The organism is Micromonospora sp. LOL_013 (assembly GCF_048060315.1).
Lineage (GTDB): Bacteria > Actinomycetota > Actinomycetes > Mycobacteriales > Micromonosporaceae > Micromonospora_E.
Map to the genome: position 1 here is coordinate 1 of NZ_JBHMIQ010000041.1, position 13341 is coordinate 13341.

General features: G+C 72.2%; 11 protein-coding genes. 8 read left to right on the forward strand and 3 right to left on the reverse strand.

Translation table 11 applies throughout. The features are described 5' to 3' along the window. Window positions 1-452 precede the first annotated feature (452 nt). The 5 genes from fxlM (at window position 453) to ACFHWS_RS23370 (ending at window position 6609) form a co-directional block, all read left to right on the forward strand. Entirely contained in the window at window positions 453-1691 is a 1239-nt protein-coding gene (gene fxlM / locus ACFHWS_RS23350; protein WP_416569074.1) for a methyltransferase, FxLD system, read from the forward strand. A gap of 14 nt (window positions 1692-1705) precedes the next feature. Further along, on the forward strand, window positions 1706-1852 hold the full coding sequence (locus ACFHWS_RS23355) for an FxLD family lanthipeptide (RefSeq protein WP_278110917.1): 147 nt from the start codon (window positions 1706-1708) through the stop codon (window positions 1850-1852). A 71-nt stretch (window positions 1853-1923) separates the two neighbouring features. After that, entirely contained in the window at window positions 1924-4680 is a 2757-nt protein-coding gene (locus ACFHWS_RS23360; protein WP_416569075.1) for a lantibiotic dehydratase, read from the forward strand. Next, window positions 4677-5759: a lanthionine synthetase C family protein gene (locus tag ACFHWS_RS23365; protein ID WP_416569076.1), complete on the forward strand. Its 1083-nt coding sequence runs from the start codon at window positions 4677-4679 to the stop codon at window positions 5757-5759. The genes ACFHWS_RS23360 and ACFHWS_RS23365 overlap by 4 nt, the downstream gene beginning before the upstream one ends. 13 nt (window positions 5760-5772) lie before the next feature. Next, entirely contained in the window at window positions 5773-6609 is an 837-nt protein-coding gene (locus ACFHWS_RS23370) for a thiopeptide-type bacteriocin biosynthesis protein (protein ID WP_416569077.1), read from the forward strand. 72 nt (window positions 6610-6681) lie between these two features. Here the strand turns inward: ACFHWS_RS23370 and ACFHWS_RS23375 are convergent, their stop codons facing one another. Continuing rightward, entirely contained in the window at window positions 6682-7920 is a 1239-nt protein-coding gene (locus ACFHWS_RS23375) for an LOG family protein (RefSeq protein WP_416551039.1), read from the reverse strand. A 246-nt stretch (window positions 7921-8166) separates the two neighbouring features. Here ACFHWS_RS23375 and ACFHWS_RS23380 point away from each other — a divergent pair, with 246 nt between their 5' ends. Next, the gene (locus tag ACFHWS_RS23380) at window positions 8167-8595 is read left to right on the forward strand and encodes a DUF3151 domain-containing protein (RefSeq protein ID WP_416551040.1); all 429 of its coding nucleotides are present in this window, start codon (window positions 8167-8169) and stop codon (window positions 8593-8595) included. A 4-nt stretch (window positions 8596-8599) separates the two neighbouring features. Here the strand turns inward: ACFHWS_RS23380 and ACFHWS_RS23385 are convergent, their stop codons facing one another. Beyond that, window positions 8600-10303, reverse strand: a complete 1704-nt coding sequence (locus ACFHWS_RS23385) for a MinD/ParA family ATP-binding protein (RefSeq protein WP_416569092.1) — start codon at window positions 10301-10303, stop codon at window positions 8600-8602. Between the two features lie 70 nt (window positions 10304-10373). Between ACFHWS_RS23385 and ACFHWS_RS23390 the strand changes: the two genes are divergently transcribed. Further along, window positions 10374-10562 (forward strand): hypothetical protein, encoded by a 189-nt coding sequence (locus ACFHWS_RS23390; RefSeq protein WP_416551110.1) that lies wholly within the window; start codon window positions 10374-10376, stop codon window positions 10560-10562. Window positions 10563-10742: 180 nt separating this feature from the next. Here the strand turns inward: ACFHWS_RS23390 and ACFHWS_RS23395 are convergent, their stop codons facing one another. Beyond that, complete coding sequence (locus ACFHWS_RS23395; RefSeq protein WP_416551041.1) at window positions 10743-11771, reverse strand: hypothetical protein; 1029 nt, start codon at window positions 11769-11771, stop codon at window positions 10743-10745. 128 nt (window positions 11772-11899) lie between these two features. Here ACFHWS_RS23395 and ACFHWS_RS23400 point away from each other — a divergent pair, with 128 nt between their 5' ends. Next, window positions 11900-13186 (forward strand): adenylosuccinate synthase, encoded by a 1287-nt coding sequence (locus ACFHWS_RS23400; RefSeq protein WP_281552466.1) that lies wholly within the window; start codon window positions 11900-11902, stop codon window positions 13184-13186. Window positions 13187-13341 lie beyond the last annotated feature (155 nt).

The window sequence follows — 13341 nt, forward strand, 5'->3', positions numbered from 1 at the left end:
CGGTCACCGCAACCCTGAAAACCAGCTAACCAACTCTCCATCAAACCCGGGGCTTGACACAACGTTGAAAGGGCACGATAACCGTTCAACGCAGAGCGAAGCCACCGTGACCGGCCGGTGAGTAGACGAGTGGATGGGCGCCGGGTAGACCGCACGGACTCGGGACTTGGGGGTATCGCATGCGTGGATTCCGGGAGGCCGCCGGCCGGAGGTTGTCGAGGATTCGTGTCGAGGGTGTTCGACATCGCCGTTCAGGCGTTGAGTGGATGCGACCAACCGTTGATCCAGCGCCTTGTCTGCGTCTGGGGATTGTGGCGCACGATCACCGCGACCTGCTGGGAACGGTGGGGCTTCAGATGGTGGTCGCGAAGATGTGTTCAGGACCGGGCAGCGATCCGACCGAGCGGGTCGTCCGGATGGGCGGCCGTGACAGGTGGGGAGTGGCGTAGCGGATGAGTGTCGACATGGTGACCAGCGATGGTCTGCGGGCGGCGATGGTGGATGGGTTGGTCGCTGATCATGTGGCGAAGGGTCTGACGATGCGGCCGGAGGTGGAGGCGGCGTTGCGGGCGGTGCCGCGTGAGTTGTACACGCCGGGTGTGCCGTTGGAGGAGGCGTATCGGGGTGACAACGCGGTCATCACGAAGCGGCGGGGTGCGGAGACCGTGAGTTCGGTGTCGGCGCCGTGGCTGATCGCGGAGATGCTGGGGCAGGCGGCTGACGCCTTCGACGGCGGCCTGCTCGGTCGGCATGTGTTGGAGGTCGGTTCGGGTGGCTACAACGCGTCGCTGCTGCGGGAGCTGGTGGGTCCGTCGGGTTCGGTGACGACTGTGGACATCGATCCGGATGTGACGGAGCGGGCGGTGGCCTGTTTGGCGGCGGCGGGCTACGGCGATGTGACGGTGGTGTGCGCCGACGCCGAGCAGCTGATTGAGCCGCGTCGCCGGTTCGACCTGATCATCGTGACGGCGGGGGCGTGGGATGTCCCGGAGTCGTGGATCGCGCAGCTCGCCGAGGACGGCGTGTTGGTGGTGCCGCTGCGGACGTTCGGGATGACCCGGTCGTGGGTGTTGCGTCGGGTCGGTGAGCGGCTGGTGAGCCACAGTCAGCGGCTGTGTGGGTTCGTGGCGATGCAGGGTGCCGGGGCGCACGAGATGCGCTACGTCGACATCGCCGACGGGGTACATCTGCGGTTGGATGAGGGCGAGCAGATCACGGTGGAGTCGGTCGCGGGGTTGTTGTCGCAGCCGCATGAGCAGGTGTGGGCCGGGATGAGTCTGCCGCCCCGTACCGTGCTGGCGGATCTGGATCTGTGGCTGGCGGTGCGTCTGTCCGCTGAGGTGGATCAGTTCGTGGTGCTGTCGGCGCAGCAGGAAGCGGTCGACGCGGGCGTGGTGGCGCCCGCGTGGCGGTTCGGCACGCCGGCCGCGCTGCACGAGGGCACCTTCTCCTACCGGTCGGCGCTCGCCTGGACCGGTGACCGGTTCGATGTGGGTGCGTGCGCGCACGGGTCGGACGCCGCCGCGGCGGCGGAGCGGATGGTGGCGCACATGCGCGACTGGGTGGACGGCGGCGAGCCGTCCCCGGCGTTGCAGGTGCTGCCCGCGGCTACTCCCGACGGTGACCTGCCGGCCGGGACGGTGCTGGACAAGCGGCACAGCCGTGTCGTCCTCACCTTCAACCCCGCATGAGAAGGGAAACGCGCATGGAGACCACGGAAATCGAGGAGTTCGACCTGGACATCACCCTGGTCGACGCCGGCCCCGCAGCGGGCGGGTACGCGACCAACACCGACGACAACTGCGGCTCGGGTAACACCGGGTCGAACGCCTGCTCCGGCGGCGGCAAGTAGTTCGGATTCGACGCCGTTCGGGCCCGGCGTCCACGCGGACGCCGGGCCCCCTTCCCTCCCGGTGGTGTGTCATGGTTCCTGCGGCGGGTGCGGCCCTGGTCAGAGCCGCCGCCTACCCGGACGGACTGACAGTGCCGAGCTGGCCCGACCTGACTTCAGAGCAGCCGGAGCTGTGGCAGGGGTGGCTGACGCAGGTGTGGGCGTTGCCGGGGTTCGCGGCGGCGGTCGCCTGCGCCGCGCCGGAGCTCGCCGAACGGGTCGGCCGTGCGGTGGCCGGCGAGCCGATGTCGGATCGCCGGTGGCGTCGCCTGGTCGAGACGGTCGTGCGGTATCTGCTGCGATGGACGACGCGGGCGACGCCGTTCGGTGTCTTCGCCGGGGTGGCGCCGGTCGAGTTCGGCGCCCACGCCGCTGTGCGGTGGGGTGGGGAGCATCGGGTGGTCGTGCGCCCGGACGGGGAGTTCGTCGCTGAGGTCACCGCCCGCGCGGAGCAGGACGTGGCCGTCCTGCGGGGTGTCACGGTGGTGACGAACACGGTGGGGTACCGGCGTGGCGGGGTGTGGGTGGTGCCATGCGCGCACGCCGACGGTGACCGCAGGCGGGACGTCGAGATCGGGTTGACCGGGCCGGTGCGGGCGGCGATCGACGCCGCCGCCCGCCCGATCGCGTTCACGGTGTTGGCGGAGCGGATCGGCGGTCCGTCGCCGGCCGGGGTGGGCGCGGCCGAGCGGATGCTGGCCACACTTGTCCGGTCGGGGGTGCTGCTGTCGGAGCTGCGGCCGGCGATGACGGTCACCGACCCGGTGGCCCACCTGGCCCGCCACGTCGCGGTACCCGACCCCGGCGGACGGGTCTCGGCCGATGTGCGTCTGGACGTGCCGGTGACGCTGCCCGAGGCGGTCCTGCGGGAGGCGGGTGAGGCGGCGGCGACGTTGGCGGCGGTGGCGCCGCCCGCGTCCGGGTGGGTGGAGTACCACGGCGCGTTCATCCAGCGGTGGGGTCCGGGCGCGGCGGTGCCGCTGCGGGACGTGGTGACCGTGCTGGGTTTCCCTGCCGGCTACCGGGGGTCGACCCGCCGGGCGCCGGCGGGGTTCTCGGCCCGTGACCGGCTGCTCGCGCACCTGGCGCAGCAGTCGGCGGTCGGCGGGCGGGCGGAGGTCGTCCTCGACGACGACCTGGTCGGCCGGCTACGGGGAGACGACGACCGGCCGCCGACGCCGCACACGGAGCTGCGGTTCACGCTCGCGGCCGCGACTTTACGGGACCTGGACCAGGGCAGGTTCACGTTGACGGTGGCCAGCGGCGCCCGCCACGCCGGGGTGTCCGCCGGCCGGTTCCTGCACCTGCTCACCCCCGGCGAGCTGGCGTCGTTCCAGCAGGTCTACCGGAGTCTGCCGACCCTGCTGCCCGACGCGGACGCGGTGCAGCTGTCCGGTCCGCCGCTGGACCCGCGTCTGACCCCGCTCGCCCGGACACCGGAGCTGCTGCCCGTCCTGCCCGTCGGGGACTTCCACCCCGACCCGCCGTACACGGTCGCGGATCTCGCCGTTGCCGGCGACGGCCGCCGGCTGTGGCTGGAATCTGCCAGCACCGGCCGGCCGGTCGAGCCGCTGCTGTTCAACAGCGTGCTGCTGCCCGATCTGCAGCAGCCGTTGACGCGGTTCCTGACCGAGATCTCGACGGCGTGGACGGCACCCTGCGGCAGGTTCGACTGGGGACAGTCACACGATCTGCCGTTCCTGCCCCGGATGCGACGCGGCCGCAGTGTGCTGCACCCCGCCCGCTGGATCATCGACCGGCACGCCCTCCCACCCAGTGGATCCTGGCAGGTGTGGCGCGACGCCTGGCAGCGGCACCGCGACCACCACCAGCTCCCGGCCGAGATCCTGCTCGGCTGCGGCGATGACGTGCGGCTGCGCCTGAACCTCGACGACGACACCCACCTCGTCGTGCTGCGCCGCCACCTCGACCGACATCCCCGTACCGTCGTCACCGAAGCGCCCGGCCCGGCCGGCTGGATCGACGACCGGCCCGCCGAAATCCTGCTCACCCTCACCGACACCCCACCAGCCACCCGCCCTACCCGGCGCGCCCGGCAGGTCCGGGCCGTGACCTCCGTGTCGCACCGGCCCGGACCGTCGTCGCCGTGGCTGGAAACCCGGCTGTACGGGCGGCTCGACGACATCCTCACCGACCTCACCCGACAGACCGCACCCGTCCTGCCGGTGGGCTGGTGGTTCCTGCGCTACCCCGACCCCGAACCCCACCTGCGGCTACGCATCCCACTACCCGACTCCGCGAGCTTCGCCGACGTCGCCGGGCGCCTCGCCGAGTGGACACACCGGCTGGAACACGACCGTGTCATGCACGACCACAGCCTGCACACCTACCGGCCCGAGACCCGCCACGGCACCGGACCCACGCTCGCCGCCGCCGAGGCGGTGTTCGCCGCTGACTCCCGCACCGCGCTACGGCAGTTGACTGGCGACCGTCGGGCCGCCACCGCCGCCGGCATGACCGCCATCGCCGACGCGTTCACCGGCGACGGACCACGCTGGCTCACCGACCACGTCCCGCACCGCAGCGGTCCGCGACTCGACCCCACCCAACTCGACCTCGCCCGCACTCCACACCACGACGATGACCGCGCGGCCGCCCTGGTCGCCTACCGGGACCTCGCCCATACCGACGGCCTCGACCTCGACCAGGTACTGGCTGACCTGCTGCACCTGCACCACGCCCGCATGATCGGCGTCGACACCGCCTCCGAACGGCACTGCCTGCGGCTGGCCCGCGCCGTCGCCCGCACCCACCAGGCGACCTCATGAGCGCCGGGCAGTCCCTCGCCGACGGCGCGGCCGGGGCAGCCCTGCTGCACCAGGAAACCGGCGACTGGCCGGCCGCGTACGCCGCCCTACGGGAAGCCACCGCCGACGGCGTCAGCATCGCCGACGGCGCCAGCCTCTTCCACGGCGCACCCGCCCTCGCCTTCGTCCTCGCCACCACCGACCACCCCCGGCTCGCGCGAGCCCGAACCATCGCCGCGACCGGCACCGCCACCGTCACCCGCCGACGCCTCGACACCGCCCACCGCCGCATCGACTCCCGCCGCCGGCCGCATTACGCCGAGTACGACCTCATCCGTGGCCTGACCGGCCTCGGCGTCGCCCTGCGCCGCCTCGGCGACCACGAACGGCTCCGACACGTCCTCGACTACCTGGTCCGCCTCACCGAACCCGTCGACGACCTCCCCGGCTGGTGGTGCCACAACGGACCCGACCGCCACCAGCCGCCACCACCCGGCGGTCACGCGAACCACGGCCTCGCCCACGGCATCACTGGACCCCTCGCCCTACTCGCCCTCACCCACCGCGACGGCATCAGCGTCAACGGACACACCACCGCGATCACCCGAATCTGCCGGTGGCTGGACCGGTGGCAGCAACACACCGACAGCGCCACCTGGTGGCCGCAAACCCTCACCCTCGACGACCTGCACCGAGGCACACCAGCCCAGCGACAACCGTTGCGACCCTCCTGGTGCTACGGCACCCCCGGCATCGCCCGCGCCCAGCAACTCGCCGGCATCGCCCTGCACGACACCACCCGACGGCACCTCGCCGACACCGCCTTCACCACCTGCGTGACCGACCCCGCGCAGACCCGCCGACTCACCGACCGCAGCCTCTGCCACGGCACCGGCGGCCTCCTCGCCACCGGCCGGCGCATCGCCGCCGACGCACTCACCCCGACACCCGTCACGCCGCTGACCCGCCTGCACCAGCACACCACCAGCTCCACCACCGCCGACGAACCCGCCGGACTTCTCGACGGCACCACCGGCACCCAGCTCGCCACCGCAACCACCACCACGACCGGGTGGGACGCCTGCCTCCTCCTGAACTGATGAAAGGCCCGCCATGGACACAGCCTGGAAACAGGTGACCATCGACTACCCCGGCCGCAGCCGCCACGAACGCGAACACAACGCCGTACCCCACCTCCGCAGCGTGCTGCCCGCCGCCGAAACCGCCGGCCTCATCACCGCATGGTGGTTCATCCGCAAAGGACCCTGGCGTATCCGCTACCTGCCCACCACACCCACCGACCACCCCGACCCCCTACACCGTCTCCTCACCCAGAACGTCCCCTGGATCCACGACATCTACGAACCCGAAACCCACACCTTCGGCGGCCCCGCAGCGATGGACACCGCCCACACCCTGTTCCACCACGACAGCCACCACCTCCTCACCTACCTCCACGACCGGCCCACCAACCGACGCGAACACTCACTCATCCTCACCACCGCACTGATGCGCGCCGCCGGACTCGACCTCAACGAACAAGCCGACGTCTGGGCCAGCGCCGCCCAACACCGCCCCGACCACCCCCACCCCGCCACCCGCACCAACCCCGTCACCTGGACGTCGTTCACCGACAAGATCCGCCACCTACTACTCGGCAACCCCCACCACCCGTGCGACTGGCACACCGCCTTCGCAGACGCCGGCACCACCCTCGGCGGCCTACGCGCCACCGGCACACTCACCCGCGGGCTACGCGCGGTCATCACCGAACACGTGATCTTCCACTGGAATCGGATCGGACTACCCGCCACCACCCAGGCCACCCTCGCCCACGCCGCAACCGAAGCAATCCTCGGCAGCACTCTGCCACCACCGACCTACGGGCAGACGGCGAGCCGAACACGGCATTCCGCCCACGGTTGGCCACGGTCAGCTCAGCAGACATGAACCACGGCTGACGGACGTTATGCAATGAATGGGACCGACCGCCGGATAGTCGATCGTCCTGCCGAGCCGAGGTCAGCTCCGTGACTGGGCCGGCACTACCGGCGGCAGCGCGGCGGCGGTGAGCAGCGCGACCGCCTCGTGCACGTCGTCGGTGAGCCGGACCAGCGGGGACAGGTCGCCGGCCGGGGACAGCGCCAGCAGCGGCGCCAGCAGCGCCTCGACCGGCAGGGTCTGGCTCCAGAAGGCGCGGTCCAGGAAGACGTACGGGCCGCTGGCCCCGTCGGTGCCGTAGAACGTCTTCGTGGCCGCCTGGAACACCTCCTGCACGGTGCCGGCCCGGCCCGGCGCGAACACGATGCCGCCCCGGGTCAGCCGCAGGATGGTGTCCTCCCGGACGGCGTTGCAGAAGTACTTGGCGATCCGGCCGGCGAACAGGTTGGCCGGTTCGTGCCCGTACAGCCAGGTGGGGATGGCGAGCCCGCCAACCCGCGCCCAGCCGGAGTCGCTGTCGTTGGACACCGCCGCGTCGACCGGGTACCGGTCGCGGACCGCCAGCGCCGCGGCGGTGTACGGCTGCTGGTCGGCGTAGTCCGGCGCGCCGGCCAGCAGGTCGATGGCGTCGGTCAGCTCCTCGGCGTCGCGGCTGCTCAGGTACGCGCCGAGGTTCGCCGCCTCCATCACGCCCGGCCCGCCGCCGGTGACCACCAGCCGGCCGGCCCGGGCCAGCTCCCAGCCGAGCGTGGCGGCCAGCCGGTACGCGGAGGTGCCACGCGGCACCGCGTGCCCGCCCATCACCCCGATCACCGAGGCCGGCCCGTACCGGTCGATCCAGGTCCGGGTGGCGTCGGCGAGCGCGTTGTCGATGCCGTGGTCGTGCAGCCGCTGGGCCAGCGCCTCGCGGATCTGCGGCTGGGCGCCGCCGTGCCGGCGGAAATGCCGGTAGACCAGGTTGTCGTACATTCCGTCGGCGCCGTGCTCGGCGAACCCGGCGGCCAGGTCGGCCGGGGTGTACAGCCGGGGCGGGTGACTCGGGTACGGTCGCCCGGCGAGCGGCGGGACCACATGTGCGCCCCGGCGCACCAGCTCCGCTTCTGCCGCCGCCGACGGGAACGAACAGCCCAGGAACAACGTGTCGGTGAGGTCGATGTCGGTCAGGTCGGGCACCGGCGGCACGTCGAACTGCAGTCCCTGTACGGTCAGCCCGGCCAGGCTGCCGGCGCGCAGATGATGGTCGAGCTCGGCGCGGGACTCCACCTCGTGCGGGGTGGAGTCGTAGTCGCCGGACAGCGCTGCGGGAGGTGGCGTGGGCATCCGGCCATTTTTCCGTACCGCCGCAACCGGCGTGGCGTGGCGCAGCGAAGCCCGGTCGTACGACGGCTCGGTCGTACAGCGAAGCCCGGTGGCACGAGGCCACCGGGCTTCCCAAACCGGTTCCTGGGGAGGCTCCGGACCTCTATTTCTAGTCGAGTACCGGCATCGGCACACCCGCCGCACGCGTGACGAAGGACTCATCCGTTCAGACACCATGTCGCTGCGAATCCAGGTTGAATGGGCAAAATGCAGAACCTGTTGCCCGAACCGCCGGCCACCACGCTGCCCGGCGACGAGCAGGCCGAGGCGGCACTCGCCGAGGCTGCCCAGGTGGACACCGAGGAGGCGTACGCCGCTGCCGCCGGACGCCACCCCACCTACAGTCGGGCCTGGGCGGTGCTCGCCCAGCGTGCGTTCACCAAGGGGGAGGTCGTCGCCGCGTACGCCTACGCTCGCACCGGCTACCACCGGGGCCTGGACCAGCTGCGCCGCAGCGGCTGGAAGGGGCACGGCCCGGTGCCCTGGTCGCACCGGCCGAACCGGGGTTTCCTGGCCTGCCTGCATCTGCTGTCCCGGGCGGCCGGGGAGATCGGGGAGAGCGACGAGGCCGCCCGGTGCGCGCAGTTCCTGCGGGACTGCGACCCGGCCGCCGGGGACGCTCTCGCCAGCAGTTGACGGCTCAGAGCCCTTCGGCCACCGCCGAGGCGATCTTCAGCCACGCCTGCCGGAACGTCGCGGACAACTGCCCGTACCGGATCGGTTCCCCGCTGTCGATGATCCGCTCGTAAGGTGCCAGCAGCACCGTACGGGTGCGGGCGGCGAAGTGCCGGTGGATCGGTGCCAGGTCGATCTCCCGGCGGGACGGCGGCATGGAGATGACGGTGACCGCTTGGCGGACCAGCCGCTGCCGGCCGGTCTGCTCCAGGTGGTCGAGCATCCGGGCGGCCGGCTCGGCGGAGTCGTTGCGCGCCGACATGGTCACCACGAGCTGGTCGGTGGCGTCGATCGCCGCCTGCCAGTTCTGTGCCCGTACGTTGTTCCCGGTGTCCACAAAGATCAACTTGTAGAACCGGCTGACCACCTCACGGATCTCGGCGAACGCGGCGGCGGTCAGCATCTCGCCGGCGGTGGCCGACTCGTCCGACGCGAGCACGTCGAACATGCCCTCGCCCTGCGCCCGCACGTACTGCGACAGGTCGCCGACCCGGCCGTGTGACCCTTGGAACAGGCGCAGGTCGCGCAGCATGTCCCGGACCGTACGGGAGTGGAAGTCCTGCTGGGCGCGCATGCCGAGGGTGCCCTGGGTCTCGTTGTTGTCCCAGGCCAGCACGTAGCCGCCGCGCTTCTGCCCGAACGTCATGGCCAGCATCAGGATGGCGACGGTCTTGCCGGCACCGCCCTTCGGATTGACCACGGTGACCTGGCGCAGCCCACCGAAGTTGCGGCGCACCATCTCGACGTCCCGCCGGATCTCCTGCTCGTGCTGCCCCGGCGGCAGCTTGACCAGGCCCAGCGTGGTCCGGTTGAGCGCGGCCCGGACCCCCATCGTGGCGACCGGGTCGGCCGGTTTCGCCGCCCGACGCAGGGCGAACTCCTCGGCGGTCGGCACGAACGACTCGGGTGTCCAGCCCGCCGGCAGCTGGCTGCCGCTGGCCGGCATGCTCGCCTGCTGGTGCGCCGGCACGGCCGGCTGCTGCCCGGGATCCTGGTACGCGGGGCCCTGTTGAGTGGGACCCTGCTGCACCGCGCCGAGCACCGCGGGCGGCACCGGGTAGCCCGAGTCGAACATTGCCGACCGTGGCGGCGGCCCCGGAGCGTCCGGCCCCGGCGAGCCCGGCCCCGGCGAGCCCGGCCCCGGCGAGCCCGGCCCGGGAGACGATGGCATCCGGTGCACCCCGGGCGCTTCCTGGTACGGCTGTCGGGGCAGTTCGGTCACGCCCGGACTCACCTGCTGGTACGCCGGTGCCGCCGGCGGTGGCGGTGACCAGGCCCCGCCGTCCGTCGGAGTCCAGTCGTCCCAGCCGGGCGTCTCGTCCCAGCCGGGCGTCGCCGTGGGCGCCGACACAGCAGGCGATGTCGCCATCGGGCCGGCGGCCGGCGGGGCCCACGGGTCGGCGGGCTGGCCCGGCATGGGTTCCGTCGCCTCTTCCTGAGGCTCGCCCGGTCGGCCGGGACCGGTCGGCGGCAGCGGGGGCGGCGTCGGCGTCTGACCGGGTGGTGGGGCGGGCCGGCTGGGACCGGGATGTGGCTGGCGGGGGTGGGTCGGGCCGGGCCGAGGCGGCGTCGGGTGCGGCCGGCCGGCAGCCTCCGACGTGGGCGTGGCCGCGTCCGCCGGCGGTACGGGCTGCTCCGTGAGCGGTAGCGGTACGGGCGCCTCCGCCAGCGGTACGGGCTGCTCCGGTGACCGCCGGGGAGCCGGCGGCACAGCGCCGGGCGGACCAGCATCGCCGCTGGTGCCAGCGGCACCCGTCGAGCGGCTGGTCAATCTGCTGGGGGGCTGCGCCCACGGCGACGCGGGCGAATGCGGCAGTTCCGGATCACGGTCGGCGGGTAACCGACCGTTGCCGGCCGTCCTGCCGTTGCCGGGCCGGACCTCGGCTCCGGACGTCACCGTCGGAATGACCGGTACGGCGATGGTCTGATCGCTGCGGGGAGTTGCCACTACTTCGTCCGGCGGCCAGAACGGCTCCTCCACCTGACCTCCGTCGGTGCCGGTCGACCGCCCCGGATCGGTGTTGTCGTGCACTGCGTACCTCCCCCTCGCCCCCCGTGGACAACCCGAGGATGTGCAGGTCAGTCGCTACTTAGCGTCGCATACCAGGTCAGTATGTGTACACGGCCCAGCCGCCCGGTTCCACCCACCAGGAGCGTTTCCGGGTCAAGCCGCCCACCACGCCGTCGTCCAGAAACGGCAGTTCGCCGTCGCGCGGGGTGACCGCCGTCGCGCGACCACGGGCCCGGCGGATCTCGATGCGTACCCGCTCGCCGCGCCACCACGACCTGGTCTTCACCGGTACCGCCACCGCCACCTCCAGCACCCCGTCCGCCGGGTCCGCCCGGGTCACCAGCTCCACCTCCGCCAGCCGGGCGTACCCGTCGGCGTTCGCCACCACGCAGGCCAACAGCGGGTCGTCGCCCGCGCTCAGCACGGCGTCATCGACCTCGATCCGTCCGCGCCAGGGTAGCGGGTGATCGTGCTCGTCGGCGGCGCCCAGCAGCGCGCCGTCCAGGGTCACCGAACCACTGTCGGTCCGCAGCAGGTCCAGCCGGCGCTGCCGACCGCCGAGGACCGCGGCGGCGACCGCGGCCGGCTCCCGGGGCAGGCCGAGCCGGCCGGCCAGGTCGGCTGGCGGGGCGTCGTCGGCCGGGGTACCGGTTGCCGTCGACCGCCGGGAGTCGGCAGAACCGCCGGGGTCGAGTGGCAGCACCCCGATCGCCGGCAGGTCCGGCAGGGTCCGGGAGTCGGCCAGGTCGGCGGGTCGCCGGCTCGGCGGCGGCGCGTAGCGGCGTACCATCCGGCGCAGCACCGCCCGCAGCTGCCCGTCGGCGGCCGTGGCGACGATCAGCCGGGTCTTGCCGTCGTCGTCGGGCCAGGTCAGACCGTCCGGCCGGGCCGGGCCGTCCAGCCGGGCGAGGACGTCGTCGATCTCCCGGTCCGACCGCGCCGTCACCGTCTCGACCCGGGCGCCGGCGGCGACCAGCGCGTCCCGGCAGGTCAGCACCGGCACCCGGACCGGTTCGGCGCAGTCGGGCTTCGCCCGGGTGAGTGCCGTGCCACAGCTGACACCGCAGCCGCCGTCGCAGCCCGCGTCCGGCTGGCTGCCGAGTGTCAGCAGCACCACGTCGTACACCGTCGCCGCCTTCCGCCGATCTCTGCGGCCACGTCCACCAGGTTCGTGACCCTTGTTAGCCTGACTCCTCGGGCTTGCCACGCGGTCGCCACCTGGCACCCGAGCCCCATGGAGGCGGGTTACACAAGATGCCAGCGATCGTGCTGCTCGGCGCGCAATGGGGTGACGAGGGCAAGGGCAAGGTTACCGACCTGCTTGGCGAGCGGGTCCACTACGTGGTGCGGTTCTCCGGCGGCAACAACGCCGGGCACACCGTGATCACGCCGGACGGGCAGAAGTACGCCCTGCACCTGATGCCGTCCGGTGCGCTCTCCCCGAACGCGATGATCATCATCGGCAACGGGGTGGTGGTCGACCCGAAGGTCCTGCTGACCGAGATCGACGGCCTCGCCGAACGCGGCGTGGACGTCTCCCGGCTGCGGATCTCCGGTGACGCGCACCTGATCATGCCGCACCACCGGGCGCTGGACCGGGTGGTTGAGCGCTACCTCGGATCGTCGCGGATCGGCACCACCGGGCGCGGCATCGGGCCGGCGTACGGCGACAAGGTGGCCCGGATGGGCATCCGGGTGCAGGATCTGCTCGACCCCGGCATCCTGCGCAAGAAGCTGGAGCTGGCGCTGCGGGAGAAGAACCAGATTCTGTTCAAGGTCTACAACCGCAAGGCGCTGGACCTGGACGCGGTGGTCGAGGAGTACCTGGCGTACGCGCAGCGGCTGCGTCCGCACATCGCCGAGACCCGGGCGATCCTCTGGGACGCCCTTGACCGGGGCGACACGGTGCTGCTGGAGGGCGCGCAGGCCACCATGCTCGACATGGACCACGGCACCTACCCGTTCGTGACCTCGTCCAACCCCACGTCGGGCGGGGCCTGTGTGGGCACCGGCATCCCGCCGACCGCGATCACCAAGGTGATCGGGGTGACCAAGGCGTACACCACCCGGGTCGGCTCCGGGCCGTTCCCGACCGAGCTGTTCGACGCCGCCGGTGACCATCTGCGCAAGATCGGAGCCGAGTACGGCACCACCACCGGTCGGGAGCGCCGCTGTGGCTGGTTCGACGCGGTCGTCGGCCGGTACGCCGTACGGCTCAACGGCATCACCGACCTGGTCGTCACCAAGCTCGACGTGCTGACCGGGCTGGCGAAGGTGCCGATCTGCGTCGGCTACGAGATCGACGGCGAGCGGTTCGACGACATGCCGATGACCCAGACCGGCTTCCACCACGCCACGCCGATCTACGAGGAGCACGACGGCTGGTGGGAGGACATCACCGCGGCCCGCACCGAGGCGGAGCTGCCGGTCAACGCCCGGCGCTACATCGCCCGGATCGAGGAGCTGTGCCGGGCCCGGGTCAGTGTGGTCGGCGTCGGTCCCGGCCGGGAGGAGAACGTGGTACGCCACGAGCTGCTCTGAGCCGTACCCGTCGGCTCTGAGTGGTGCCCGTGCCCCCGGCACGCGGATCCTCAGAAAATCCTCAGATCTCCGCCAAGCGTGGCGGGGCATGCCTGCTTCATGATCGAACCGGACCCGAACGTCCGCCGGTTGCCACCAGCGCCGGCGGCGGGGCA